The sequence below is a fragment of the Microbacterium sp. NPDC055988 genome (assembly GCF_042269505.1).
Classification (GTDB): domain Bacteria; phylum Actinomycetota; class Actinomycetes; order Actinomycetales; family Microbacteriaceae; genus Microbacterium.
In genome coordinates, this window is record NZ_JBHJXY010000001.1 from 1,175,975 (window position 1) to 1,200,077 (window position 24,103).

Genomic DNA, 24,103 nt, shown 5'->3' on the forward strand with positions numbered 1-24,103 from the left:
CCGAAGCCGCCCCGGCTGCCAGACTGGCGCCATGACGACAGTCTTCACCGGCCGCATCCGTCCGCTCTCGCCGAGCGCAGACGCCGAAGCGGAGGCGATGGCCGTCGACGACGGCACGATCGTGGCCGTCGGGGCGGCGGACGAGCTTCGCCACCGTTTCCCGGACGCGGAGACCATAGCCCTCGACGGATGGGTCATGCCCGGGCTGATCGAGCCGCACGGGCATCCGGGCTTCTCCGCGATCCTGCTGTCCGATCTCGTGGTCGACCTGCGTCCCGTCATGATCCCCGACGCGGAAGGCGTCCTCGGGGCGCTCCGAGCGGCGGTCGAGGATGCCGGTGGCGAAGCGATCTTCGCGAACGGGTGGGATGCGCTGCTGCAGCGCGGACTCCCCGACCCCGACATCCGCTTCCTCGACGAGCTCGCCGGCAGCGTGCCCCTCGTCGTCATCCACAACTCCGGTCACTCGGTGTACTTCAACACTGCGGCCGCGCTCGCCGCGGGCCTCGATCGGGACACCCCCGATCCGGTCGGCGCATCGTTCGGTCGCGACGCCGCGGGGGAGCTCACGGGGGTCGCCCTCGAGGCCGCCGCGGTCGAGCCGGTCGTGGCGCCGATGCTCGCGAAGGCGAAGCAGCATCTCCCCCGGATCCTCCCCGCGCATCTGCACGACCTCGCATCCCGTGGCATCACCACCGTGTCGGACCTGTCGTGGAACCCCGAGCTGAACCCGCTCATCGACGCTCTCCGTGCGCAGGGCGCGATGCCGGTACGGCTGCGGTGGTACGAGATGTCCCGCCCCGGCGGTGTCGCCGCCCCGCGCAGCGATGACGATCCCGTGTTCCGTCAGACAGGCGTGAAGACCTGGTCCGACGGTTCTCCGTGGGTGGGCAACATCGCCACATCCTTCCCCTACCTCGACACGGCGGCGACCCGCTCGCTCGGGCTCGAACCGCATCACATCGGGCGGGCGAACTACACCGCCGAGCAGCTGCGGACGATCGCAGAGCCCTATGCCGCCGCCGGCTGGCAGCTCGCCTGTCATGTGCACGGAGACCTCGCGATCGACGCGACGCTCGACGTGTACGAGCAGCTCGTCGGGCAGCACGAGCTCACCGACCACCGTTTCCGGTTGGAGCACTGCGGGGCCATGACGCCGGCGCAGTTCGAGCGAGCAGCCTCTCTCGGCGTGACCGTCAGTCTCTTCGTCGACCACATCACGTACTGGGGAGAGGTGCTGGTCGACGACCTCTTCGGTCCGGAGCGCGGCGGTGCCTGGGCCGATGCCGGAGCAGCCTTCGCCACCGGTCACCGGGCGACGTTCCACAACGACGGATGGGTCACCCCCAACGAGCCCTTCCGGAACATGGCCGTCGCCGAGACCCGCACCACGCGCAACGGATACCGGATGCCGGGCGGAACCCCGGTCTCGCGCGAGCAGGCCCTTCTCGCGCACACCGTGAACGCGGCGTGGCAACTGTTCAGCGACCATGAGGTCGGCGCCCTCGCCCCCGGACTCCTGGCCGACTTCATCGTCGTCGACCGCGATCCCCTCACGGTCTCGGCCGAAGACCTCGCCGAGACGCAGGTGATGGCGACCTATGTGAGCGGCAGCAGGGTCGCCTGACACACGGTCATCGGCGGTCTGCGCCGCCGGATAGTGTGTGAGCCATGGACCTGCGTGTCGCGGCGTACGCGGTCGTCACCGATGACGACGGGCGGCTGCTTCTTGCGCGCTGGACCGAGGGCCGTCGCGTGGCGTGGACGATGCCCGGCGGGGGACTCGAGCCCGGTGAATCGCCGGAGGATGCGGTGCGCCGCGAGCTCCGTGAGGAGACCGGCTACACCGTGAAGGTGGGCGAGCTCCTCGGCATCCACTCCCGGGTCATCCCCGCGGGACGCCGCGTGCAGAAGGCCGCGGATCCGCTGCACACGCTGCGCATCGTCTATCGGGCAGAGGTCACGGGCGGCAAGCTGCGCTTCGAGACCGGGGGTTCGACCGACATGGCCGAGTGGTTCCCTCTGAAGGCTGTGGCCGAGCTGCAGCGCGTCAAGCTCGTCGACATCGCGATGCGGATGGCCGGCCTTCTCTGAGGTCAGCGCTCCTCGGGAACCGAGATGTCGGAAACCGTCGCTCCGTACGCGGCGATGAGATCGTCCGCGTCCACGAAGAGGCTGTAACCGTGGGCACCCGCGCCCATCGCGATGCGCTGACCGACGATCGACTCGTCGGCGTAGATCGGCCAGTCCGTGGTGCTGCCGATGGGGACGATGGTGCCCCGCTCGTAGCCGGTCGCCTGGAGCGCGAGTTCGGGCTCGGGCAGACGTAGCTTGTTCACACCGACCAGGGCGCGCAGCTTCGGCCATGAGATCGAGCGTCCGCCAGGCACGAGGGCGAACAGGAAGGTGTCGTCCGAGCGCTTCACGACGAGCGTCTTCACGATGCCGGACGGCGGGATGCCGAGCAGCTCGGCTGCTTCGAACAGGCTGCCGGCCGCGGGGCGTTCGCGGATCTCGATGTCGAGCCCGCGAGCAGCGGCCGCGTTTCGCACCCGCGCATGCTGATCGCCTCCGTCACCGGAGGCGACGGAGGCGGGATCAGACGGGGTCACGCGTCGGGCGCGGCGAGCGGGTCGTCCGCGACCCAGAGCTCATCGTCGGCACGCAGCGCCTGCCATGCGGCGTAGAGCACGCCCACGGCAGCAGCAGCACCGAGGATGATCGCGATGACCGAACCGAGGCCGGGGCCGGACTTCTGCTTCTTGCCGAAGTCGCCGCGACGCGCGGGTGCTGCCACGCCGTGACGCTTGGCGTTCGCGACATCCCAGGCGGTGAGCGCCGAACCGACGACTCCGCCCACGATCGGGACGACCTTGTCGTCGACGACGTGCTTGCCGATCTTCACGCCACGGTCGACGACCGGGGCAACACGGCGGTTGTACGTGTCCTGGATGACGGGGACGACCTGCTCGCGATTGATGTTTCCGAGCTGACGTCCGGCCTCGCGGGCGACATCGGCGGCGTGACCGACGAGCACCTGCTGGTTCTCCCAGAGCTGGTTCGCGTCGTTCTGAAGACGACGCAGTTCCTTCTTCCGCTTGCGGCTGAGGCTCACGATGCTCTCCTGTCCATTGGAGTACGGGTTCCCCATCTTGCCACGAGAGGCTGGATACCGGGCGGGAATCGCCCGGCCCTTGCGCCGCTGACGGATCCGCGGTACACCGGGCGAACTCACCGAAAGCTCTGCGAGAATGAGGGCATGGCTCACGCTTCCCACGTCGCAACCCTGCACACCAACCACGGTGACATCGTCATCAACCTCTTCGGCGATCACGCACCGAAGACGGTCAAGAACTTCGTCGGTCTCGCCGACGGCACCCAGGAGTGGACCGATCCCGCCACCGGCAAGCCGGGCGAGGGTCCCCTCTACAAGGACGTCATCTTCCACCGCATCATCCCGAACTTCATGATCCAGGGCGGCGACCCGCTCGGACAGGGCGTCGGCGGCCCCGGCTACAACTTCGACGACGAGATCAACATGGAGCTCGACTTCAACAAGCCGTACATCCTCGCGATGGCGAACGCCGGCCTCCGCCGCAACGCCATCACCGGCAAGCCCGAGGGCACCAACGGCTCGCAGTTCTTCATCACCACCGACCCGACTCCGTGGCTGCAGGGCAAGCACACCATCTTCGGCGAGGTCGCCGATGACGCCTCCCGCGCTGTCGTCGACAAGATCGGTGCGGTTCCGACCGGCGGCGGCGACCGTCCGGTCGAGCCCGTCGTGCTGCAGTCGATCGACATCGTCGCGGCCTGACGACAGCTGCGGCCGATCCGGATGACCACGCCTGAGTTCACGAGCAATCGCGACAACTTCTGCTACCGGCATCCGGATCGGCAGAGCTTCGTGCTCTGCCAGCGGTGCATGCGCACCATCTGCCCCGAGTGCCAGACCCAGGCGCCCGTCGGCGTCATCTGCCCGGAGTGCATGAACGCCGAGCGCAAGAACCGCACTCCCGCGCAGAAGAAGGCCCAGCGTCGGTGGGGCGCTCGCGGTGGCAGCACCATGGCGATCGCCCGCAGCGGCAAGCCGATCGTCACGTACGTGCTGCTCGCCGTCACCTCGTTCATCGGTCTGGTGCAGCTGATCCCCGGGATGAACGGGCCGATCACGCAGGCACTCGCCTTCTATGCGCCCTACCTCTACCCGAACCTCTTCGGTGCGGGCTTCGAACCCTGGCGCCTCCTCTCCGTGCTGTTCGTGCACGGCGGCTTCATCCACCTCGCGCTGAACATGCTCGCGCTGTGGATGCTGGGGCAGAGCCTCGAGCCCATGCTCGGTCGCGCCCGCTTCCTGGCCCTCTATCTGATCAGCGGCCTCGGCGGATCGGTGGCGGTCGCTCTCCTCGCACCCCTGGACCCGACGGTCGGCGCATCCGGTGCGATCTTCGGAATGCTGGCCTCACTGCTGATCATCGGCCGCCACATCGGCGCGAACGTGACCGGGATCCTCGTGATCCTCGGCATCAACTTCGCCTTCGGCTTCTTCGCCGGCGGCATCTCCTGGCAGGCGCATCTGGGTGGAGCCATCGTCGGCGCCCTGGTCGCCCTCATCTACACCAAGACGAGGCGTCGAGACCAGCGCACCTGGCAGATCGTCCTGCTCTCTGCACTCGTCGTCCTGTTGATCGTCATCGTCGCCTTCATCCCGCCGCTGATCCTTTTATCCTGATCCCGAGTTGTTAACAGGGTTGTTAACCCCTGTGAATAACACCGGTGTAATTCTCCCCAGGCTGGGGATAGATCTGTGGATAACTTTCTGCGTGGGACGGCCGCAGGCGGATTCCCTTCGCTCGCAGAGCGAACCCGGGGGGATGCAGGGCCCTTATGGCAGCTGGCAGTGGACCAGTTGCCCAATGCTGCGGATGAGGCCGATACACTGGCCGCGCCATCGTCCGAAGGACTGAACCGTGTGCTTGAGCATGAGGTTCCTAGCAACGCGGTGGGGTTTACGCGGTCGCGTCTCACGCATCTCTGGCGAAAGACCGGGCCGCACTGGAAGGTCAAGTCACCGCCGCGCCGACCCCGCGCAAGACGACGGCGATCGGTCGCAGTAAGGGGGATCGGTCGGTGGTGTGCTGAAGAAGGCGGTGCCGGCGCGTCCAGGAGGCTCTCTCGGTCTTCTCGACATCGCCTCCGAAGAAGCGTGGGAAACGCTCATCGCGAGCGGACTCGGCTACGTGATGGTGGGCGGTGCCCAATCCGGGGTGCTGGAACCTCTCCGCAATCAGAAGGCGACCGCGGCCGACGTTCTCAGCTGCGCACCGTGCCGATCGGCGGAGCCGAGACCGACGCTGACATGCGCTAGGCCGTCGCCTGGCTCGCTGATGGCGCTGCATCCGAGCAGAATCACGAGAACGAGCAGCAGAACGCGACAAGCTCGTTCTACGAGGCTGACGAGATGACCGACAGTCGCCGGGGATCACCGCTCTCGTCCTCGCAATCGTGTGAGCACGCGACTATGCTCTTCAGCTCCGTCGCCCGTCGACGAGCACTGCTGGCTTCTGATGCAGGCTCAGGAGGGACGCCGTGTCAGACGCTCCCTAGTTCCGTTTAGACCGCCCGCGCGCGGCCAGCCCCAGCAGGACCACACCGGTGACGGCCAACGCGATGTTCACGATGAGGTAGGTGGCTCCGTCCATACCACCTGCACGCACGACGGAGTACGACGTTACTGAGCCGATCGCGGCCAGGCCGATCGCGACGAAGCCCCAGCCCCGTATTGTGGATGTTTTCATCGCATCACGGTCCTTTCTGTGCCCCCAGGGTAGCCCCTGCAATTTGCTGGGTGAAACGCAGAAGCTGGTCGTGTAGGTCCTTGTTAGCATCGAGAACTTGATGCCCCGCGTCAGGCACAATCGTGACCTCCACGTTGGCACCGGTGTCGCACAGCTGCGCTGCCATTTCCTCTCCGAGTTCAGCAGGGATGAGGGGATCAGCGGGTCCCTCCCGATGCTCGGCTCCGGGAAACCGCCTGCGACCTTCGGTCGGACGGTGCCGCGGGCGCACAACCTGGCGGAGAAACTCGGCTGGCAGGAATGCGAAAGGCCCCTCGCTGTGCGAGGGGCCTTTCGGGAAGAAGGAGTGGCGTCAGCGCCAGCGCGTGGTCATCAGGAAGCCGATCAGGGCGATGCCGAGGCCGATCGCGAGGTTCCAGTTGTCGAGACCCGGGATCGGGAACTGCATGCCCGAGATGTAGAAGACCAGGATCCACGCGAGACCGAGGAGCATGAAGCCGATCATCACCGGCTTGAACCACACGGCGTTGGGAGCAGCGTCGCCTTCGGCGCGCTCGACGGCGGGTTCTTCAGTCTTACGGTCACGTGCCATGCCGTCATTGTACCCATGAGACCTGTCATCCGACGAGGCGGCGATCGCAGCGGACGAGCGGGGACGAGGGCATCCGTTCAGCGTCCCGGGATATGATCGCGCCATGACTGCATCCGTCGTGCCTGGGGGGCGACGCCCGCGGCGGGAGCGACCACGCTCTCGCGCGACTTTCGCGAGCGTGCTCGGCGAACTGCTCCTGACCGCGGGAGTGCTCGTCCTGCTCTTCGTCGCGTGGCAGATGTGGATCGGCGACATCATCATCAGCGCTCAGAAGAACGACGAGGGTGCGGCGATCTCGCAGGAGCTCGCACAGGGTGAGGCCCCCGAGCTCCCGCCGGTCGTCGAGAGCGACGACGGAACCACCACCTACGTCCCCCCGGTTCCCGCGGCCCCGGCCGACGCCGAGTGGTTCGGACAGATGCACATCCCCCGCTTCGGCTCGGACTACAACTTCGGGATCTACGGGGGAACGAGTCGCGCGCGGACCCTCGACCAGAAGGGGATCGGCGTCTACACCGACTCCAAGATGCCCGGCGAGGTCGGCAACTTCTCGATGGCCGGACACCGCACGACCTGGGGGAAGCCCTTCAACCAGCTCGACAAGCTTCAGCTGAACGATGCGATCGTCGTCGAGACGCCCGACGGCTGGTACACGTACCGCTTCCGCACGCTCGAGTACGTGAAGCCGACGCAGACCGACGTCCTCGCCGACGTGCCGCAGATGCCCGCGCAGCAGACCGGCGAGCAGTACATCACGCTCACCGCCTGCTCTCCGCTCTACTCCCTCGCGGAGCGCATCGTCGCCTACGGGGTGTTCGAGAGCTTCCAGCCCCGCGCCGAGGGACTCCCCACCGCGCTGACCGACCCGCCGCCTCCTCCGGCCGCCCCATCGGTGTGACCATGGACACCCACGAGGGAGAACACTGATGTACGCCGCACTCTGGCGCCTGCTGCCCGGTCCGTGGTGGCTGCGCGTATTCATCCTGATCGTCCTCGTCGCCGCCGTGCTGTGCGGACTGTTCTGGTACGTGTTCCCGTGGCTGAGCCCGATCATCGCCCCCGGCGAGGTCGACGTCGAATGACCCGAGTGCTCGTGGTGGACAACCACGACAGCTTCGTGCACACCCTCGTCGGCTACCTCCACGAGCTCGGCGCCGACACGACGATGGTCGAATCCGACGCGCTCAGCGCCGCCGAGTTCGAGCGGATGCTGCCCGGATACGAGGCGCTGCTGCTCTCCCCCGGCCCCGGGCGCCCTGCCGATGCCGGAATCTCCGTCGAAGCGGTGCGGATCGCTGCTCGACTGCAGACGCCGACGCTTGGGGTATGCCTCGGGCATCAGACCATCGGTGAAGCTCTCGGCACCGCGGTCAGCGAGGCACCCGAGCTGATGCACGGCATGGTCTCCGGGGTCACGCACGACGGATCGGCGCTGTTCGCGGGAATTCCTTCGCCGTTCGACGCCGGCCGGTACCACTCCCTGGTGCTCGCGGCGTCCGACCTCCCACCCGAGATCGTCGTCACGGCCTGGACGGAGAGCGGAACGGTCATGGCGCTCTCGCACCGAGATTTGCCGCTGCACGGTGTGCAGTTCCACCCGGAGAGCGTGCTCACGGAAGGCGGGTACCGGCTTCTGGCGAATTGGTTGCAGCTCTGCGGCGACACCGATGCCGTGGCTCGATCAGAAAGACTGCATCCGCTCACTCGCTGGCGCCGCAGCGCACGAGGCAGCCTGCGAGAGGCTCAGGGCGCTGCGCAGTAGCGGAGTTCGACCGGAGACCCGATCGGCACATCACCCGGCGCGACCGACATCGAGTGCACGGTCGGGGGCTCCGTGGGAGCGCAGTCCGCCTCTTCCACGGGCACCGGCGTCAGACCGAGGTCGGTGAGGTTCGTGGTCGCCGCCTCGACGGTCCAGCCGACGAGGTCGGTCAGCGTGACCTTTCCGCTGGCGACGACGAGGTTGACGACCGTATCGGGAGCCACTTCGGTGTCCGCCGCCTCGCTGGCGGAGATCACGGTTCCCGCGGCGAGACCCTTGTCGTTCTTCTGGATCACCGTCCCGAGTTCGAGGCCGGCGGTCTTCAGCGCCTTGGTGGCATCCTCGAGCGCCATGCCTTCGATCTTCGGCACCACCACGGTCTCCACGCCAGAGGAGACGTGCACGGTGACCGTCGAGCCCTCCTCCACCGAGACTCCTGCCTCGGGGTCGGTGCGGATGACGTTGCCCTCGGTGATCTCCGAACTCGACTCGATCACGATCTTCGCCGTCAGATCGAGCTTGGCGAGGTCGTCCTGCGCGCGCTCGGATGACACGTTCACGAGGTTGGGGATGATGCGCGAAGTGCTCGGCACCTCGGGCGGACGCATGCTGATCGTCACGACCCAGAACAGGACGGAAGCGAGCAGCACCGCGAGCAGAGCGACACCGGCCCAGATCCAGGCGACCGGAGGGCCGGACTGGGTGCGGGTCATGGTGGTGTCGGAGCTGAGCTGGCGCAGCGACCGCGCCGTCTCCTGCGCCTGCCGCGGGCTCGGACCGTACAGTTCGCTCGTCAGCGCACCGAGTTGCTTGCGGGTCGGCGCGCTCCCGGTCACGGCGGCATCCAGTGCGGCGCGGAAGTGCGCGGCATCCGGGTAGCGCTGATACGGGTCCTTCGCGAGAGCCCGCAGGACGATCGGGTCGAGTGCGCCCGGTGCATCCTCGTTCACCTCGGTCGGCGGGATCGGGGTCTCACTGACGTGCTGGTAGGCGACGGCCACCGGCGACTCGCCACGGAACGGCTGGCGGCCGGTGAGCAGTTCGTACAGCACGACGCCGGTCGAGTACAGGTCGGCGCGGGCATCGACGGGTTCACCCTTGGCCTGCTCCGGCGAGAAGTAGGCAGCGGTGCCGATGATCTGCGTGGTCTCCGCCACGGTCGACGAGGAGTCGGAGACGGCTCGGGCGATGCCGAAGTCCATCACCTTGACCTGGCCCTTGTCGGTCACCATGACGTTGCCGGGCTTGATGTCGCGGTGCACGACACCGGCGCGGTGCGAGTAGTCGAGCGCCTCGAGGATGCCGTCGACGTAGCGCACCGCGTCTTCGACCGGCACCGGTCCGTCGGCGATGATCTTCTTCAGCAGCGTGCCCTTGACCAGCTCCATCACGATGTACGGGGGCTCATCGGACGACGGGTCGTTCGATGAGGGGTCACCGGCATCGAAGACGCGGACGATCGACGGATGCGACATGCGGGACGCCGCCTGCGCCTCCAACCGGAAGCGGTTGCGGAAGGCGGTGTCACGAGCCAGCTCGGGGTCGAGGATCTTGATCGCGACCTCACGGCCGAGGGTCAGGTCGTAGCCGCGATAGACCTTGGCCATCCCGCCATGCCCGATGAGCTCGTCGACGCGGTATCGACCCGCGATGACTCGTGGCTCTGTGGACACGTACTACCCCCTGGAAAACGACTGCGGCTGAGCTGGATTAAAGGCTACCCTTCGGTGCCGCCGCCTCCGTCACCCTCGCCGGGGTCGGTGGCGGCGACGATCGGAACCGAGAGCGGCGGCGACGCGGACGAGGTGCGCTGGTCGCCACCCGAGCACATGCCCTGGTAGGTGACGATGAGCTGCTGGCCCGCGGCATCCGCCACCTGCACCTGCGTGTTCCGCTGCGTCGGCTGGAAGTTCGGCCCGCCTGACACGAACGTGCCGTTCTGCAGGGACACGACGTATCCGGAGAGGGTCGTGCCGCTCGGGCACGTGAACCCGGTGCCCCAGGAGATGGTCACCGTGCTGCCGGCGACCGGGTCACCCGTGATGGTCGGGGTGTCGGTCGGGGTCGGCAGGGCTGCGCGCGCGGCGTAGACCGTGAGGGTCATCGGCTGGGTCGTCTCGACGTTGCCGGAGGGGACGACGCGGTACACCTTGCCGACTTCACCGTCGCTCGGAGCCGGGTCTCCCTCGGGGCAGGTGATCTCGCCCGTGAAACCGGCCTCCTTGAGCGTGGATGTGGCAGTGCCGCAGTCCATGCCCGCCAGGCCCAACGCGGTCACGTCGACGCGGACCACCTCGGGCGGCGGTGTCGTCGCCGGCGCCGACGGCGTCTGCGACTGCGACTGCGATGGAGACGCCGAATCCGACGGCTTGGCGTCAGGATCGCCCTGGTTCATCAGCATCGCCCACACGGCTCCGCCGAGCACGATCACCAGCAGTGCGATCAGTGCGATCAGCGGCCAGGTCCACGGGCTCTTCTTCTTCTTCTTCGTCTCCTCCGTCGTCTCCTCGGTGGAGAGCTGAGCGGTGGTGGGAAGGATGCGGGTGGTGCCGTCGTCGCCCGATGCCGTGAGCATGCGGGTCGCGTCGTCGTCTCCGGCGATGCCACCGGTCGCGATCGCGGGAACGGCGATGGCCGCGGAGTTCAGGTCTCCGCGACGCAGGGCCTGTGCTGCACGCGCCACGGTCGCAGACGAGGACGGGCGGTCGCTGGGCTTCTTGGCGATCATCGCCATGACGAGGTTCTGCACCGGGATCGGCACGGTCGGCGGCAGCGGCGGCGGCTGCTCGTTGATCTGCGCCATCGCGATCGCCACCTGCGACTCACCGGTGAACGGACGCTTGCCCGCCAGGCACTCGTACGCGACGATGCCGAGCGAGTAGGTGTCGGTCGCGGGAGAGGCCGGGTGACCCGATGCCTGCTCTGGCGACAGGTACTGCACGGTGCCCATGACCTGTCCGGTCGCCGTCAGCGGCACCTGGTCGGCGATGCGGGCGATGCCGAAGTCGGTGATCTTGACGCGACCGTCGGGCGTGATCAGCAGGTTGCCCGGCTTGATGTCGCGGTGCACGAGACCGGCCGCATGTGCGGCCTGCAGGGCCGATGCCGTCTGGGCCACGATGTCGAGCGTCTTGTCGGCGCTGAGCGCACCGTCGCGCTCGAGCACGGTCGAGAGCGCCTCACCAGGGACGAGCTCCATGACGAGGTAGGCGCTGCCGTTCTCCTCGCCGTAGTCGAACACGCTGGCGATGCCCTCATGGTTCACGAGAGCGGCGTGACGTGCCTCAGCACGGAAACGCTCGAGGAACCCGGGGTCCCCCATGTACTCGTCCTTGAGGATCTTGATCGCGACGGTACGTCCGATGACGTGATCCGTCGCTTCCCACACCTCGCCCATGCCACCGATCGCGATACGCGACTGCAGCTCGTAACGACCACCGAACGACACACCCTGCGTCGGCCTCATCTGCCCAGCACCGCCTCTATGACCTTCTTCGCAATCGGAGCGGCGATGGTGTCGCCGCTGCCTGATTGTCCCTGTCCGCCGCCGTCTTCGACGACGACCGCTACTGCGACCGCGGGGTCGTCCGCCGGCGCGAAGCCGGTGAACCACAACGTGTGCGGTCTGTTTCCGTTCTCTGCGGTGCCCGTCTTACCGGCCACGTCGATCCCGTCTATTCTTGCACCCTGGGCTGCGCCCGTAGCGACGCTGGCCACCATCGACGCGGTCACGTCGTCGGCGACATCGGCTTCCATCGCACGGCCGAACTCGCTGTCCTGGAAGGCCTCGATCACCGACAGATCGTTCCCGATCACGGCATCCACCATCCGGGGGTTCATCACGACGCCGTCGTTCGCGAGACCCGCCGACACCATGGCCATCTGCAGGGGGGTCGCGGTGACCTTGCCCTGACCGAATCCGGTGAGTGCGGTCTGCGCGTCGTCGAGGGCGCGAGGGTAGCTCGACGGGGTCGATTCCAGGGGAGTCTCGAAGGATCGGTTGAAACCGAGCTTGTCGGCCATCTCGCGGATCGTGTCGTCGCCGAGCTCGACGGCGAGCTCGGCCATCGGGATGTTGCAGCTGAGGCGGATGGCCTCGGCGATCGTGACCGTGGCTCCGGGACCGCACTTGCCGCCCCAGGCGTTCGACACGCGATTGGAGGATCCGGGGAGGGTGTAGGATGCCGGGTTCGGCAGGGTGGACTGCGGAGTCCAGTTCCCGCTGGCGTAGGCGGCCGCCGCGACGACCACTTTGAATGTCGAGCCCGGAGGATTGAGGTCGCCGGCGATCGCCCGATTGGACAGCGGCTTTCCGGGGTCTGCGGCGAGCTGATCGTAGGTCGCATTCGCCGCGTCCGCGTCATGCGTCGCCATCTGATTCGTGTCGAAACCGGGGGTGGAGACCATCGCGAGGATGCGTCCGGTCTTCGGTTCCATCGCGACCACGGCGCCCTGGAGTCCGCCGAGTGCCTCGTAGGCGGCGCGCTGAGCCGCCGTGTTCAGCGACAGCTCGACGCTGTAACCGCGCTGCGGCTGGCCCGAGATGATGCGCTCGACCTCGGCGAGCAGTGCGTTCGCGCCGGTACCGGAGAGTTCCGCGTTCATGGCGCGTTCGATGCCGGTTCGCGAGTCGAGGGCGGCGTTGAAGTAACCGGTCACCGGTTCCCACATCGCGGCATCCGTGTAGACACGCTGGAACTGGTACCTGTCGTCGCTGGGCACCGAGTTGGCGATGGTGGCGCCGTCGACGATGATCGCGCCGCGCTGGATCTCATAGCTGTCCAGGCGGGTGCGCTGGTTGTTGCTGTTCTGGGCGAGGGTATCGGCCTCCACGACCTGGATCCAGCTGGTCGCTGCGAACAGCGCGATGAACATGAACAGCATGATGATGCTGAGACGGCGGAGCTCTCGGGTCATCCGATCACGACCCTCGGTTGGCGGCGGACGCCGTCGGAGATGCGCAGCAGCAGCGCCACGATGAGCCAGTTGGCCACGAGCGAGGATCCACCGGCGGCGAGGAACGGCGTGGTCAGGCCCGTCAGCGGGATCAGACGGGTGACGCCGCCGACCATGATGAACACCTGCAGCGCGATGGTGAACGAGAGGCCGGTGGCGAGCAGTCGTCCGAAGTCGTCCTGACCGGCGAGGCCGATGCGCATGCCGCGACTGACGAAGACCATGTACAGGCACAGGATCGCGAACAGCCCGATCAGGCCCAGCTCTTCACCGAGGCTGGTGATGATGTAGTCGCTGTGGGCGAGCGGGGTGACCTCCGGTCGGCCCTGGCCCCAGCCGGTACCGATGAGTCCGCCGCGGGCGAGCCCGAACAGGCCCTGCATCGGCTGATAGCCGGCGCCGTCGGGGTCGACCTGGTTCGGGTCGAACAGGAACAGCCAGTTGATGAAGCGGCCCTGCACGTAGCTGAGGATCTGCGTCGCGAGCGCGACGCCGGCGACCACGAGGGCCAGGCCGATGAGGACCCAGCTGGTCTTTCCCGTCGCCACGTAGAGCATCGCGACGAACATGCCGAAGATCAGGGTTCCGGTGCCGAGGTCGCGCTGGAAGACGATGATCCCGAGCGAGATGAGCCAGACCACGAGCACCGGCCCCAGCTCCCGCATGCGGGGCCAGGTGATGCCGAGGACTCGTTTTCCGACCGAGGTGAGGCTCTCGCGGGTGCGCACGAGGTATCCGGCGAAGAAGATCGCCAGGCAGATCTTGGCGAGCTCGCCCGGCTGGAAGGCGAAGGCGCCGCCCAGCGACACCCAGACGGCCGCGTTCGCGTCGGGGATGCGCAGCCCGGGAACGAACGGCAGCAGCAGGAGCAGGATTCCGGCGAGGCCGAAGATGTAGGTGTACCGGAACAGGATGCGGTAGTTGCGCAGCAGGATCACGACCGCGATGGCGCCCGCGAGAGAGATCGCGGTCCAGGCCAACTGCTTGGTCGAGTACGCGTCCCAGCCGGTGTTCTTGAAGGCGATGTCGATGCGGTAGATCATCGCGATGCCGAGGCCGCTGAGCAGCGTCGCGATCGGGACGACGAACGGATCCGCATCGGCGGCGACGAAACGCAGCACGATGTGCAGGGCGAAGGCGAGCGCCGCGAGGCCTCCACCGATCGCGAGGATCATCGGGTCGATCACGCCGAGCGCACCCAGTTGCACGAGGGTGAGCGCGGCGCCGCTGATCACACACGCGAACAGCAGCAGCCAGAACTCGCGGTTGCGCTGCGTCTGCGGCATCCGGAGACGCTTGAGAGCCTTGATGACGGTGGTGTCGGCCTGCACGTCGGTGCTCATCCCTCACCCCCAGCCGGGGTCGGTGCGGGGGTGGGCAGCGGCGTCGGCAGCGGGGTCTGCTCGATCACGTTCGCGTCGGCGCCCGCCCGCAGGCGATCGACGATCGCCATCGCGTCGGACAGTGAGCGCGCGTTGATCGTGCGCTCGACGGACGCCCGCTGATACTCCGGGAGGTTCGCGAGGAGGATGTCGGTGTCCTCGATCGGGGTCGACAGCGTGATCGGGCCGATGTTCTGCTGCACGCCCTGGAAGATCACGACGCTGTCGTCGTCGGCGCCGATGAAGTAGCGCGTCTGGGTCCAGCTGTAGGCGGCGAAGGCGGCGACCACGAGCATCGCGACGACGAGGAGCGCGGCGGCGATCCAGCCCACGCGGCGGCGCTTCGCGCGACGGCGATCCTCTTCGATGAGCTCTTCGAGGTACTCCGGGGCCGGCTCGAAGTGGCTGGGCTCGTTCGCGGCCTGCCGCACCGGGTGCAGCCAGTTCCCGCGAGGCGGGCGCACCGGCGGCACGTAGACGCCGTCGGGGTTCGACGCCGAGCCCACGATCGTCGGGGTGCCGGAGTGGATCGGATGCTGTCCGCCGACGTCGACGAGCACGATCGTGACGTTGTCTGGGGCGCCGCCGTCGAGAGCCTGCTTGAGGAGGTAGTCCGCCGTGCGACCGGGGGCGACACCGAGCTGCATCGCCTTGAGGATGCGAGTCTCGTCGACCACTCCGGACAGGCCGTCCGAGCAGAGCAGCCAGCGGTCGCCGGGCTGCGTGTGCATGACGAACATGTCGAGCTCGGGGTCGGCGTCCATGTCGCTGAGGACGCGCATCAGGACGGATCGGCGCGGGTGGTAGCGCGCCTCCTCCGGGGTGATGCGACCGGAGTCGACCAGGCGCTGCACGAAGGTGTGGTCGGCGGTGATCTGAGTCAGTGCGTCGTCGCGGTACAGGTAGATGCGCGAGTCGCCGATGTGGCCGATGACCGCGTACTCGTCGACCATGATGATCGCGCTGACCGTCGTGCCGAGGCCGGCGAGTTCGGGACGCTCCTTGGCGGCGCGGATGAGGTCGCCCGCGGCGGTCGTCGCGGCGGCCTGCAGCGAGGCCTGCGCGTCTTCGACCGAGGAGTAGCCCTGGTCGAGGGGCTGCAGCCGCTGGATCGCGATGCTCGAGGCGACGTCTCCACCGGCGTGGCCGCCCATGCCGTCGGCGACGGCGAACAGGTTCGCTCCGGAATACCCGGAGTCCTGGTTGTTGGAGCGGATCTTCCCGGTGTGGGAGATCGCGACGCTCGAGCCTTCGAAGACCATGCCGGGGTCAGGCTCGCAGCTCGAAGGTCGTGGCGCCCACCTTGATGGGGGTTCCGAGCGAGAGGGTGACCGGTGAGCCCGAGACCCGCTGGCCCGCGACGAAGGTGCCGTTGGTGGAGTCGAGGTCCTGGATCGCCCAGCTGTCTCCGCGCAGCATCAGACGGGCGTGGTGGCTGGACGTGTAGTCGTCACGGATCACGAGCGCCGATTCGCTGGAGCGGCCGATCGTGAGCGAGTCGGCGCTGAGCGGCAGCTCGAGGCCGGCCTTCGGGCCGGAGGTGATGACCAGGCGCTTGGCCGTGGCGACGGTGGCCGGTCCGGTCGAGGGGCGTGCGGATGCCGGCTTCGCCGCGGGGGCCGCTGCCGGTGCTGCTGCGGGAGCGGATGCGCCGGCGGTCGCCTCGGCGGGAAGCTTGCGCACGCGGACGCCGAAGAGATCGGCGCGGAGCGAGTACACGACGCCGAACACGAAGAACCACATCAGGACGAGGAACCCGATGCGGAGCAGGAGGAGGATCAGTTCACTCAACCGAGGGCTCCGAACGCTCGGGTGGCGTCGTCGCTGCGCGGGGCAGGACGCGACGGGCTGGCCACGGGGACGATCCGGAACACCAGGTCGGTGCGGCCGATGGTGATGGTGGTGTCGGTGGGGAGGGCGGCTTCGCGGAGCTTCTGGCCGTTCACCTTGGTGCCGTTCGTGGAGCCGAGGTCGCGCATCATGGCGCGCTCGCCGTCCCACAGGATCTCGGCGTGCTTGCGGCTGGATCCGGCGTCGGCGATCGTGATGTCGGCATCCGTCCCCCGGCCGATGACCGTGCGGGCGCGGTTGATCGCGTGGCGACGGCCGTCGACGTCGACCACGGCCTGCCAGCTCACGCGGCCCTCGACCGTGCCGGAGTTCACGCGCACGGTTCCCGTGGCGACCTTCTCATCCGCTTCGAGGTTGATCGACAGCGCGCCGGAGAAGCTGTATCCCTGAGCCTTGGCGTGCTTGGTCAGCAGCGCGAGCAGCTCGTCGGTGAGGGCGCCGCCGAGTCCGCGCATCCGCTCCGCGTCGTCCGGGCTGAGACGCACGACGAAGCTGTTCGGCGCGATGATGCGATCGCGGCTCACGACCGCCGCCTTCGTGTCGGCCTCGCGGCGGAGCGCCGAAGCGATCTCCACCGGCTGAATGCCGCTGCGGAAGGTCTTCGCGAACGCGCTGTTAACTGCGCGCTCGAGACCCTTCTCAAAGCTGTCAAGTAGTCCCACTGGGCTCCTCTGGCATGCCGACCGGTAGACACATCGTAGCCAGGTGACCTGGGGGAACGCCGCCGATCGGGGTCTGAGGTGTGCATCAGGGGGTGAAATCGCGTGATATCTTTGGGAAGTTGAGTTCTTCGGAACGAGACACTCGCGCGAGTGGCGGAATGGTAGACGCGCTGGCTTCAGGTGCCAGTGTCCGTAAGGACGTGGGGGTTCAAGTCCCCCCTCGCGCACAGCGAATGACACAAGGCCGGGCCCAGAGGGTTCGGCCTTTGTCGTCCGAAGAAGGCCCGGTTCCATCCAGGAAGCCGGGCCACCTCCGTCTCCGAGCGCCGCTCAGGCCCCCGGAAGGTACCGGCTCAGGTGCTCGAACGGCGGCTGGGACGACAGGTGCGACACGGCCGCGGATCCCACCGCGCAGGCGGCGGCCAGCGCATCGGCGGGTGCATGGCCGGCGCGCAGCGCGAGTACGAGCGCCGCGCAGAAGGCGTCACCGGCTCCGACGGTGTTGACGGCCTCGGCGGGGACGCCGTCGGTCCGGGCGATCTCCTCACCGCGGCGGTACAACGCAGCGCCGGCCGCGCCGTAGGTGACCGCGACCAGTTCCGCCTTGGCCAGCTCGGGCATGAGCTCCCGCTCGGTCTCGTTCACGATGAACAGGTCGACCCGGCGCAGCAGGGCCTCGGGCAACGGCTGGGCCGGGGCGGCGTTGAGCGCGATGAAGCCCTCCGCCGTGGCGACGACATCCTCGACCACCGCGAGCGAGATCTCCAGCTGCATGAGCACGGCTTCGTCTGCGCCGAAGGTCACGCCGTTCAGCGAGACGTGATCGTTGGCACCGGGGCAGACCGCGATCTGGTTCTCGGCATCCGCGTCGACGACGATGAGCGCGGTTCCGGTGGCGTCATCCACGGTGCGCAGGTCGGTGATGTCGACGCCGGCCCGCGTCATCTCCTCGCGGGTCCAGGATCCGTCGGCGTCATCGCCGACAGCGCCGACCATCCGGACTCGCCCGCCCAGCTTCGCCGCGGCGACCGCCTGGTTCGCGCCCTTCCCGCCCAGATCCCGGGAGAGACGCCCGCCGGCCACCGTCTCGCCGGCCGTGGGGAGACGGTCGACGAACGCAGTCACATCGACGTTCGCGCTGCCGACGACGACGACGGACGGAAGAGCAGGAGAGGTCATAGCAGCAGCTTTCGGTTCGAGCGGAGGCATCGGAACGCGGACATCGCGGCCGACTTGACGTTCATGTGAGAAAGTGTAAACGTTTACGCACGCACATCTGCAAAGGAGCACCATGACTATTCCCGTCCTTCTCGACTGCGATCCCGGCCACGACGACGTCTTCGCCATCTGGCTCGCGGCCGGAAACGACGCCATCGACCTCCGCGGTGTGACGACGGTAGGCGGCAACGGCTACCTCGAGCACACCACCCGGAACGCGCGGATCGCACTCACCGTCGCCGGCGTGACGGACGTGCCGGTCGCCGCCGGAGCCGACAAGCCTCTCGTGCGAGAGCTGACCCCGGGCGCGTGGATCCACGGCGAGAATGCGCTGGGTGGACCGGTCCTCCCCGAGCCGACCGTGCCCCTCGACCCGCGCCATGCCGTGCAGTTCCTCGCCGACACCCTCGCCGCCGCGCCGGAGCCGATCACCGTGATCCCCACCGGCCCGCTCACCAACATCGCGCTGCTCCTGCAGCAGCACCCGGAGGTCGTCCCCCAGATCAAGGAGATCATCTGGATGGGCGGCTCCACCGGACGGGGCAACGTCGGCGCGTACCCGGAATTCAACGCCTGGGCCGACCCCGAGGCGGCAGCCGTGGTCTTCGCCTCCGGCGTTCCGCTCACCATGGTCGGGCTCAACATCTCCCACCAGGCGCTGATCACCGAAGACGTGATCCAGCGCATCGGTGCGGTCGGCAACGAGACCTCGGCGTTCGGCGTCGAGCTGCTGCGCTACTTCTGCGGCACGTACGAGAAGGCCGAGGGGATGCCGGAAGGCCCGCTGCACGATCCCATCACCGTCGCCATCGCGATCGATCGGGCCGTCGCCACGATCCAGCGCTGCCACGTCGACATCGAGACGACCGGGGAGTTCACGGCCGGCGCGACCTGCGTCGACCTGCACGACATGCTGGGCAAGGAGCCGAACACCGACGTCGCGATCACGCTCGACGTGCCGAAGTTCTGGGATCTGGTGACGGATGCCGTCGGCGCGCTGGCCTGACGCTCAGCGAGGCGAGGCGGGAGTCGTCGATTCGGCGACCCGCAGACTCGGCGCGAGCCGACGGAGGACGAACGCGGCGTCGGGGTCTTCCATCCGCCGCACGAGTGCCTCCGTCGCCTCGCGCGCGAGCTCGTCGAACGGCTGGACCACCGTCGTCAGCCGTGGCTCGCAGACGTCTGCGAGCATCGTGCCGTCGAACCCGGTGACCTGCACGTCGGCGGGCACGCTCCTGCCCGCACGCTTCAATGCGGCGATCGTGCCGGCCGCGACGAGGTCGTCGCCCGCGATGATCGCGTCGGGAAGCGGGCCCCGTGCCAGCAGCGCTTCCGCGGCGCTCTCGCCGAACGACAGCAGGTACTCGCCGAAGATGTTCTGCTCCTCGGGCAGGCCGCGGGTGCGCACCGTCTCCTCGAAGGCGGCTCGTCGCTCTCGACCCACCGAGGTGACGTCGTTGCCCGAGACGAGCACGACCCGCCGCGCGCCGCGGGACGTGACGTGCTCCACGGCGAGGTCGATGCCGGCATCGTTGTCGACCCCGACGAAGTCGGCCGGAAGATCGAGCACTCGCCGGTCGAGCTGCACGAGCGGGACCCTCCGCGCGGTGTCGGCGACCGCCTCGAACGAGAGCTCGGCATCGGCGGGCACGACGAAGATGCCTTCGACGCGCCGCTCGACCAGCATGCGCAGACGGTCGCGCTCGCGGTCGACATCGCCGTGCGAGTCCGCGATGACGAGGTCGAGACCGCGGCGCTGCAGGTGGTCCTCGAGGCGGTGTATGAGCTCACCGTAGAAGGGATTGCTGATGACGGGGACGACAACGCCGATGGTGGCGCCGGTGCCGGCGCGCAGCCCACGACCGATCAGGTTGACCCGGTAGCCCAGCTGCTCGGCCACCTGTGCGACATGCTCGGCCGTGCGTCCGGACACGCGGTCCTTGCCGTTGAGGGCCCGCGAGACCGTCGCGATGGAGACACCGGCGGCGGCGGCGACCTCGTGCAGCGTGACGGACGCCTTCTTCATCACGACCTCGATCTCCCCCGGCGCCGCTGTGGCACCACGACTCAAAGATAGAGCGTGCGTAAAGGATTACGCACGCGAACAGCCAACGATTCGACACGAAGAAGTGAGTAATGACCAATCACACAGAAGCGGTTCGCACCCGGACCAGCGTGGTGTCGCTGATGATCGCGCTCCTCGCCGCCTGCCTCGCCTTCCAGCTGAACGCCAGCATGCTGAGCCCCGCGCTGGTGACGATGGAGCGCGAACTCGATGCGACGGCATCCGAGATCGCGGCGACGCAGACGGTGTTCTTCACCGCCGCCGCCCTCTTCACCCTGTTCCTTCCCCGACTCGGTGACCTGATCGGTCGCCGTCGCGTCCTCGTCGGCATGCTCGTGGTCATGGCGGTGGGCTGCGTCGTCGCGGCGCTGGCCACGAACGTCCCGATGCTGTTCATCGGCCGCCTGATCCAGGGCGTCTCGGGACCCGTCGTCCCGCTCTGCCTGATCATGCTGCGTGCGGCCGTCAAGGATCCGAAGGTCTACGGCACCCTGCTCGGTGTCGTCACGGCGGTCAACGGGGGCATCGCCGGCGGCGACGCGCTGCTCGGCGGCTATCTGGCGACGAACCACGGCTTCGCCTCGATCTTCTGGACCATGGCCGGTGTGGCCGTCGCCGCGGCTCTCGTCGTGCGTTTCCTCGCCCCCGAGACGATGGCCGAGGACCGTCCGCGGATGGACTGGTGGGGATCGCTGCTGCTGGTCGTCTCGGTCGGTTCGATGCTCGTCGCGCTGAACGAGCTCGGGAAGCTCGCCGATGCGGACCTGATTCTCGTGATCGTCCTCGCCGTGGTCGCCGTCGTGTCGTTCTTCTCCTTCTGGAAGCTCGAGGGCAGGCTCGATCATCCGCTCGTCTCGATCCCCCAGCTGAAGCAGCGCGCCACCTGGGCGTTGAGCGCCACGTCGCTCCTCACTCTCTCCGGGATCTTCGCGATCATGAACGGCGTCGTGCCGGCCCTCGCGCAGGACTCCTCGATGAACCTCGGGATGAGTGCCGAGGAGGTGTCGCTGTGGATCCTCATGCCGTACGCCCTCGCCGGCCTGTTGATGGGGCCGCTCAGCGGGAGGCTCGCTGCCACGGTCGGATACCGGACGATGCTGCGTATCGGCCTCGGGGGCACGATCGTGGTGCTCGGGCTCATGGTCGCCAACGTCGAGACCGCCTCGCGTCTCGTCCTGCTGCTGCTCTCCGTCGCCGTCGGCATCACTTACGCCGGAATCGGCAACATCATGCTCAACGGCCTGGGCGTCGTGCTCTCGCCGAAGGAGCGCCCCGGGTCGCTTCCCGGGTTGAACACCGGTGCCATCAACCTCGGCGCGGGACTGAGCTTCGTCGTCATCTACGCCGCACAGACCTCGTTCGCCTCGGACTCGGCGGGAGCGGGTGCCGGATACGTCGCCGCATTGGTCACCGGTGCCGTCGTACTCGTCGGAGCGCTGGTCTTCTCGATGTTCATCCCGAAGCCGGTGCACGCCGAGCTTGGCACTTGAGGCACAGAAAGTAGTGTGGAGGCAGACAGCCCGATCACCCCCACTCCGCGGTCGAGGCGCGATGCACGTCTGACCGAGGTGCGCTAACCGGGGGGTTTCATGACCGACGGCAGGACGACCGACCACAGCACGCCGGACGCCGCGATCGACATGGCCACGGTCGCCGTCGCCACGGCGACCGCATCGTTCGCGATGCGCGTCGTGGAGGGATCATCTCTCGTGCTGAGCAGGGTCAGGATCCCACCCGGCGGCACGACCGGCGAGCATCGTCACGACTGCCCGATGCTCGTGATCGTCGAGTCCGGTTCCCTCACCCACCATGCCGCCCTGCACCCGGCCGGCACGCGGTTCTACCGCGCAGGAGAGGCGTTCCTCGAGGGCGCCGACCATCTCCACGAGGGCGTGAACGATGGTGCGGAAGCCGTGGTCCTGTGGATGGTCGCCCTCGGGCCGGCATCCTGACTCCGGCGGTGACGTGACACCGCTAACGCCGCCACCGCCTGTGCGACGACTCAGGCGACGCTGACGTATCCGCTCGAGGAGTCGTCTTCGACGAGGAGGTACGTGATCACGCCGTCGGCTGACGGTCGTCCTCGCCGCCACACCCGCTCGTGTCCGCCGGTCGAGTACCCGAGAGCGATCCACTCGGGAGCGTCGGGGTCACGCCGACCGACCACGAACGAGACGCTGCCGAGGCCCGTCGAGCACAGCTGCCCCACGAAGCGGCCTTCATCCAGGGCGGTCGGGGGCGTGCGGCACAGGTCGGCGGGGCGGATGCGCATGGTCACGTCGGCCGGCGCCGTCCGCGCCCTCATGCGGAACCTCCGGCACGAGCGCCGAGGTCGGCGAGGTCGCGGAGCCCGTGCGCGTCGAGGTAGGCGCGGATCGTGTCGTGGACGAGGCGGATCTGCGCCTCGTTGCCCATGGCTGCCTGCATGGTGCCCATCGTGGGTGCCGGCTTGCCGTTCACGCGGTCGAGCGCCTCCCAGACGATGTCCTCGCGCGAGCCGCGGCCCATCGAGTGCGGCATCGAGCTGAACACCGGATTCGGCTTCCAGCCGGTTCGGGTCTCTTCCATCAGCGGTTCCTCTCATCTCGCACCGGGGCAGGCGGATGCACGTGCATGTGCTCTGCGCGGCGGGCGCGCCGAACACCGCCGTGGGGCGATGAGCCCCTGATGAACGGCGCGATGTCTGCCGGCCGGGAGCCTCCTGTTCGAGTGCCATCGGCGATGGCGGGGAGGTTCGGATCCGGCCGTCCGGTTCCCTCCGACCGTACCACGTTATTTTGAGTCATTCAAAATAACGTGAGCTGTCGAACGTGCTCGCGGTACGCGAACCGACGTCAGGAGAGGTCGGCTGCGGTCTGAACCGCGACCGCCGGACGCCGGGGGACCCAGCAGGAGACCGCCGCACGATACGCGCGGAACTCCGCGCCGAACCGCTCCTCGAGGTCGGCCTCCTCGAGCGGCCGAACCAGCGTGTTCCACACCAGGGAACCGGCGAGGGCATAGAGCACCACGAGCCACGAGCCCGCGATCAGGCCGATCGCCACACCCTGTCCGATCCCGCCGACCGCCATCGGGTTCCGGACGAACCGGTACGGCCCGGAGATCACGAGCCGGCGCGGCATCTCCGACGGCAGCGGAGTCCCTGCACCGCGCACGGACATCGCCGCCGACGACCAGAGCGACAGCGCGAGCGCCGCGGCGAACAGGACCACCCCTCCGATGCGCAAGGCCGCCGGGAAGTCCAGGTGCAGACCCCAGCGCCATTCCAGCGCCAGGATGATGCCGGGGAGCGCGACGAGGAAGATCCCCGAGAAGACGAGGGTCTGCACCGCGGCTCTCACCATGAGCGCTCCGGTCGTGGTCGGCGCCGCGGATCGGAAGCGGAACGGGCCGATCAACAGCCATTCCGAGGGCAGGCGACCCACGAGGACGACGATCGCGGCAGCCGTGGAGCCGGCTGCTGCCGCCACCATCAGCAACGCGCCCCACCCAGCGCTCGCCGTCACGGTGGCGTACAGGACCATGCCGGCGGCGACGAGCACCGTCCAGGGTGCGGCGATCCATGCGGCGAACCGGAGCCCGCAGGCGACGAGGGCCGAGGCGATCACGAAGAGCGGGATGTCCAGCGCAGCGAGGAGCCGGGCGTCGAGCGTGCCCAGCGTCGCGGTTCGCACCCAGGGGAGCGTGAACACCCCGATCCACCAGCCCGCGCCCGCCAGGGCTTGGGCGGCGAAGTACACGCGTCCCCACGTCGCGGCAGCCGTCGCGGCCGAGTTCGCCGCTCGCCGGATCGCCTCCATGCGGCCAGTCTAGGTCG

26 protein-coding genes and 1 tRNA gene are annotated in these 24,103 nt (G+C 68.2%); 11 read left to right on the forward strand and 16 right to left on the reverse strand.

All coding sequences use genetic code 11. The features are described 5' to 3' along the window. The first annotated feature begins 31 nt into the window (after positions 1-31). Positions 32-1,627 (forward strand): amidohydrolase, encoded by a 1,596-nt coding sequence (locus ACFC14_RS05820; RefSeq protein ID WP_376101756.1) that lies wholly within the window; start codon positions 32-34, stop codon positions 1,625-1,627. A 44-nt stretch (positions 1,628-1,671) separates the two neighbouring features. Then, positions 1,672-2,094: an NUDIX hydrolase gene (locus tag ACFC14_RS05825; protein ID WP_136042575.1), complete on the forward strand. Its 423-nt coding sequence runs from the start codon at positions 1,672-1,674 to the stop codon at positions 2,092-2,094. A gap of 2 nt (positions 2,095-2,096) precedes the next feature. Here the strand turns inward: ACFC14_RS05825 and ACFC14_RS05830 are convergent, their stop codons facing one another. Together ACFC14_RS05830 and ACFC14_RS05835 are read right to left on the reverse strand one after the other, a co-directional pair. Next, positions 2,097-2,552 carry an aminoacyl-tRNA deacylase gene (locus tag ACFC14_RS05830; protein WP_376101758.1) on the reverse strand — a complete coding sequence of 152 codons (456 nt, stop codon included), beginning with the start codon at positions 2,550-2,552 and terminating at the stop codon, positions 2,097-2,099. Positions 2,553-2,608: 56 nt separating this feature from the next. Continuing rightward, positions 2,609-3,115: a DNA helicase gene (locus ACFC14_RS05835; RefSeq protein WP_136042576.1), complete on the reverse strand. Its 507-nt coding sequence runs from the start codon at positions 3,113-3,115 to the stop codon at positions 2,609-2,611. 144 nt (positions 3,116-3,259) lie between these two features. Here ACFC14_RS05835 and ACFC14_RS05840 point away from each other — a divergent pair, with 144 nt between their 5' ends. Next, positions 3,260-3,817: a peptidylprolyl isomerase gene (locus tag ACFC14_RS05840; protein WP_376101760.1), complete on the forward strand. Its 558-nt coding sequence runs from the start codon at positions 3,260-3,262 to the stop codon at positions 3,815-3,817. A 21-nt stretch (positions 3,818-3,838) separates the two neighbouring features. Continuing rightward, positions 3,839-4,732: a rhomboid family intramembrane serine protease gene (locus tag ACFC14_RS05845; protein ID WP_376101762.1), complete on the forward strand. Its 894-nt coding sequence runs from the start codon at positions 3,839-3,841 to the stop codon at positions 4,730-4,732. A gap of 871 nt (positions 4,733-5,603) precedes the next feature. Here ACFC14_RS05845 and ACFC14_RS05850 read toward each other — a convergent pair. Both ACFC14_RS05850 and ACFC14_RS05855 read right to left on the reverse strand, forming a co-directional pair. After that, positions 5,604-5,798 carry a hypothetical protein gene (locus tag ACFC14_RS05850; protein ID WP_376101764.1) on the reverse strand — a complete coding sequence of 65 codons (195 nt, stop codon included), beginning with the start codon at positions 5,796-5,798 and terminating at the stop codon, positions 5,604-5,606. Positions 5,799-6,150: 352 nt separating this feature from the next. Beyond that, positions 6,151-6,390 (reverse strand): cell division protein CrgA, encoded by a 240-nt coding sequence (locus ACFC14_RS05855; protein WP_025102888.1) that lies wholly within the window; start codon positions 6,388-6,390, stop codon positions 6,151-6,153. Positions 6,391-6,493: 103 nt separating this feature from the next. Here ACFC14_RS05855 and ACFC14_RS05860 point away from each other — a divergent pair, with 103 nt between their 5' ends. From ACFC14_RS05860 to ACFC14_RS05870, 3 genes are read left to right on the forward strand one after another with little or no spacing between them, the layout of a single operon-like run. Further along, positions 6,494-7,288, forward strand: coding sequence for a class E sortase (locus ACFC14_RS05860; RefSeq protein WP_376101766.1), 795 nt, complete (start codon positions 6,494-6,496; stop codon positions 7,286-7,288). 28 nt (positions 7,289-7,316) lie between these two features. Beyond that, on the forward strand, positions 7,317-7,472 hold the full coding sequence (locus tag ACFC14_RS05865; RefSeq protein ID WP_376101768.1) for a hypothetical protein: 156 nt from the start codon (positions 7,317-7,319) through the stop codon (positions 7,470-7,472). After that, entirely contained in the window at positions 7,469-8,152 is a 684-nt protein-coding gene (locus tag ACFC14_RS05870) for an anthranilate synthase component II (RefSeq protein ID WP_376101770.1), read from the forward strand. The genes ACFC14_RS05865 and ACFC14_RS05870 overlap by 4 nt, the downstream gene beginning before the upstream one ends. Here the strand turns inward: ACFC14_RS05870 and pknB are convergent. From pknB to ACFC14_RS05905, 7 genes are read right to left on the reverse strand one after another with little or no spacing between them, the layout of a single operon-like run. Beyond that, positions 8,134-9,825 (reverse strand): Stk1 family PASTA domain-containing Ser/Thr kinase, encoded by a 1,692-nt coding sequence (gene pknB, locus ACFC14_RS05875; protein ID WP_376101772.1) that lies wholly within the window; start codon positions 9,823-9,825, stop codon positions 8,134-8,136. The two genes, ACFC14_RS05870 and pknB, sit on opposite strands and share 19 nt — an antisense overlap. 44 nt (positions 9,826-9,869) lie before the next feature. Further along, entirely contained in the window at positions 9,870-11,618 is a 1,749-nt protein-coding gene (locus tag ACFC14_RS05880; RefSeq protein ID WP_376101774.1) for a serine/threonine-protein kinase, read from the reverse strand. Further along, entirely contained in the window at positions 11,615-13,069 is a 1,455-nt protein-coding gene (locus ACFC14_RS05885) for a penicillin-binding transpeptidase domain-containing protein (RefSeq protein WP_376101776.1), read from the reverse strand. Before ACFC14_RS05885 ends, ACFC14_RS05880 begins: the two co-directional genes overlap by 4 nt. Continuing rightward, positions 13,066-14,451, reverse strand: coding sequence for an FtsW/RodA/SpoVE family cell cycle protein (locus ACFC14_RS05890; protein ID WP_136042585.1), 1,386 nt, complete (start codon positions 14,449-14,451; stop codon positions 13,066-13,068). Before ACFC14_RS05890 ends, ACFC14_RS05885 begins: the two co-directional genes overlap by 4 nt. Further along, positions 14,448-15,752 (reverse strand): PP2C family protein-serine/threonine phosphatase, encoded by a 1,305-nt coding sequence (locus tag ACFC14_RS05895; protein WP_376101778.1) that lies wholly within the window; start codon positions 15,750-15,752, stop codon positions 14,448-14,450. Before ACFC14_RS05895 ends, ACFC14_RS05890 begins: the two co-directional genes overlap by 4 nt. Before the next feature lie 7 nt (positions 15,753-15,759). Next, positions 15,760-16,281: an FHA domain-containing protein gene (locus ACFC14_RS05900; RefSeq protein ID WP_376101780.1), complete on the reverse strand. Its 522-nt coding sequence runs from the start codon at positions 16,279-16,281 to the stop codon at positions 15,760-15,762. Next, positions 16,278-17,003 carry an FhaA domain-containing protein gene (locus tag ACFC14_RS05905; RefSeq protein WP_376101782.1) on the reverse strand — a complete coding sequence of 242 codons (726 nt, stop codon included), beginning with the start codon at positions 17,001-17,003 and terminating at the stop codon, positions 16,278-16,280. Before ACFC14_RS05905 ends, ACFC14_RS05900 begins: the two co-directional genes overlap by 4 nt. Before the next feature lie 144 nt (positions 17,004-17,147). On the opposite strand from ACFC14_RS05905, the gene ACFC14_RS05910 reads away from it, so the two are divergent. Further along, positions 17,148-17,230, forward strand: a tRNA-Leu gene (locus ACFC14_RS05910). A 103-nt stretch (positions 17,231-17,333) separates the two neighbouring features. Here the strand turns inward: ACFC14_RS05910 and ACFC14_RS05915 are convergent. Further along, the gene (locus ACFC14_RS05915) at positions 17,334-18,182 is read right to left on the reverse strand and encodes a ribokinase (protein ID WP_376101784.1); all 849 of its coding nucleotides are present in this window, start codon (positions 18,180-18,182) and stop codon (positions 17,334-17,336) included. A gap of 112 nt (positions 18,183-18,294) precedes the next feature. Here ACFC14_RS05915 and ACFC14_RS05920 point away from each other — a divergent pair, with 112 nt between their 5' ends. After that, positions 18,295-19,227 carry a nucleoside hydrolase gene (locus tag ACFC14_RS05920; RefSeq protein WP_376101786.1) on the forward strand — a complete coding sequence of 311 codons (933 nt, stop codon included), beginning with the start codon at positions 18,295-18,297 and terminating at the stop codon, positions 19,225-19,227. A gap of 3 nt (positions 19,228-19,230) precedes the next feature. On the opposite strand, the gene ACFC14_RS05925 is transcribed toward ACFC14_RS05920, so the two are convergent. After that, the gene (locus ACFC14_RS05925) at positions 19,231-20,292 is read right to left on the reverse strand and encodes a LacI family DNA-binding transcriptional regulator (RefSeq protein ID WP_376101788.1); all 1,062 of its coding nucleotides are present in this window, start codon (positions 20,290-20,292) and stop codon (positions 19,231-19,233) included. 65 nt (positions 20,293-20,357) lie between these two features. Between ACFC14_RS05925 and ACFC14_RS05930 the strand changes: the two genes are divergently transcribed. Further along, positions 20,358-21,776 carry an MFS transporter gene (locus ACFC14_RS05930; protein WP_376101790.1) on the forward strand — a complete coding sequence of 473 codons (1,419 nt, stop codon included), beginning with the start codon at positions 20,358-20,360 and terminating at the stop codon, positions 21,774-21,776. Positions 21,777-21,875: 99 nt separating this feature from the next. Continuing rightward, positions 21,876-22,238, forward strand: coding sequence for a hypothetical protein (locus tag ACFC14_RS05935; RefSeq protein WP_376101792.1), 363 nt, complete (start codon positions 21,876-21,878; stop codon positions 22,236-22,238). A gap of 50 nt (positions 22,239-22,288) precedes the next feature. Here the strand turns inward: ACFC14_RS05935 and ACFC14_RS05940 are convergent, their stop codons facing one another. From ACFC14_RS05940 to ACFC14_RS05950, 3 genes are all read right to left on the reverse strand, one after another. Then, positions 22,289-22,591: a hypothetical protein gene (locus ACFC14_RS05940; RefSeq protein WP_376101794.1), complete on the reverse strand. Its 303-nt coding sequence runs from the start codon at positions 22,589-22,591 to the stop codon at positions 22,289-22,291. Then, positions 22,588-22,854 (reverse strand): hypothetical protein, encoded by a 267-nt coding sequence (locus ACFC14_RS05945; RefSeq protein WP_376101796.1) that lies wholly within the window; start codon positions 22,852-22,854, stop codon positions 22,588-22,590. The genes ACFC14_RS05940 and ACFC14_RS05945 overlap by 4 nt, the downstream gene beginning before the upstream one ends. Positions 22,855-23,120: 266 nt before the next feature. Beyond that, the gene (locus ACFC14_RS05950) at positions 23,121-24,086 is read right to left on the reverse strand and encodes a methyltransferase family protein (protein WP_376101798.1); all 966 of its coding nucleotides are present in this window, start codon (positions 24,084-24,086) and stop codon (positions 23,121-23,123) included. Positions 24,087-24,103 lie beyond the last annotated feature (17 nt).

Bases quoted from the DNA above. Each gene is read 5' to 3' on its own strand.
- ACFC14_RS05820 (WP_376101756.1), top strand. From the start codon at position 32: ATGACGACAGTCTTCACCGGCCGCATCCGTCCGCTCTCGCCGAGCGCA.
- ACFC14_RS05825 (WP_136042575.1), top strand. From the start codon at position 1,672: ATGGACCTGCGTGTCGCGGCGTACGCGGTCGTCACCGATGACGACGGG.
- ACFC14_RS05840 (WP_376101760.1), top strand. From the start codon at position 3,260: ATGGCTCACGCTTCCCACGTCGCAACCCTGCACACCAACCACGGTGAC.
- ACFC14_RS05845 (WP_376101762.1), top strand. From the start codon at position 3,839: ATGACCACGCCTGAGTTCACGAGCAATCGCGACAACTTCTGCTACCGG.
- ACFC14_RS05850 (WP_376101764.1), bottom strand. From the start codon at position 5,798: ATGAAAACATCCACAATACGGGGCTGGGGCTTCGTCGCGATCGGCCTG.
- ACFC14_RS05855 (WP_025102888.1), bottom strand. From the start codon at position 6,390: ATGGCACGTGACCGTAAGACTGAAGAACCCGCCGTCGAGCGCGCCGAA.
- ACFC14_RS05860 (WP_376101766.1), top strand. From the start codon at position 6,494: ATGACTGCATCCGTCGTGCCTGGGGGGCGACGCCCGCGGCGGGAGCGA.
- ACFC14_RS05865 (WP_376101768.1), top strand. From the start codon at position 7,317: ATGTACGCCGCACTCTGGCGCCTGCTGCCCGGTCCGTGGTGGCTGCGC.
- ACFC14_RS05870 (WP_376101770.1), top strand. From the start codon at position 7,469: ATGACCCGAGTGCTCGTGGTGGACAACCACGACAGCTTCGTGCACACC.
- ACFC14_RS05880 (WP_376101774.1), bottom strand. From the start codon at position 11,618: ATGAGGCCGACGCAGGGTGTGTCGTTCGGTGGTCGTTACGAGCTGCAG.
- ACFC14_RS05885 (WP_376101776.1), bottom strand. From the start codon at position 13,069: ATGACCCGAGAGCTCCGCCGTCTCAGCATCATCATGCTGTTCATGTTC.
- ACFC14_RS05890 (WP_136042585.1), bottom strand. From the start codon at position 14,451: ATGAGCACCGACGTGCAGGCCGACACCACCGTCATCAAGGCTCTCAAG.
- ACFC14_RS05895 (WP_376101778.1), bottom strand. From the start codon at position 15,752: ATGGTCTTCGAAGGCTCGAGCGTCGCGATCTCCCACACCGGGAAGATC.
- ACFC14_RS05915 (WP_376101784.1), bottom strand. From the start codon at position 18,182: ATGACCTCTCCTGCTCTTCCGTCCGTCGTCGTCGTCGGCAGCGCGAAC.
- ACFC14_RS05920 (WP_376101786.1), top strand. From the start codon at position 18,295: ATGACTATTCCCGTCCTTCTCGACTGCGATCCCGGCCACGACGACGTC.
- ACFC14_RS05930 (WP_376101790.1), top strand. From the start codon at position 20,358: ATGACCAATCACACAGAAGCGGTTCGCACCCGGACCAGCGTGGTGTCG.
- ACFC14_RS05935 (WP_376101792.1), top strand. From the start codon at position 21,876: ATGACCGACGGCAGGACGACCGACCACAGCACGCCGGACGCCGCGATC.
- ACFC14_RS05940 (WP_376101794.1), bottom strand. From the start codon at position 22,591: ATGAGGGCGCGGACGGCGCCGGCCGACGTGACCATGCGCATCCGCCCC.
- ACFC14_RS05945 (WP_376101796.1), bottom strand. From the start codon at position 22,854: ATGGAAGAGACCCGAACCGGCTGGAAGCCGAATCCGGTGTTCAGCTCG.
- ACFC14_RS05950 (WP_376101798.1), bottom strand. From the start codon at position 24,086: ATGGAGGCGATCCGGCGAGCGGCGAACTCGGCCGCGACGGCTGCCGCG.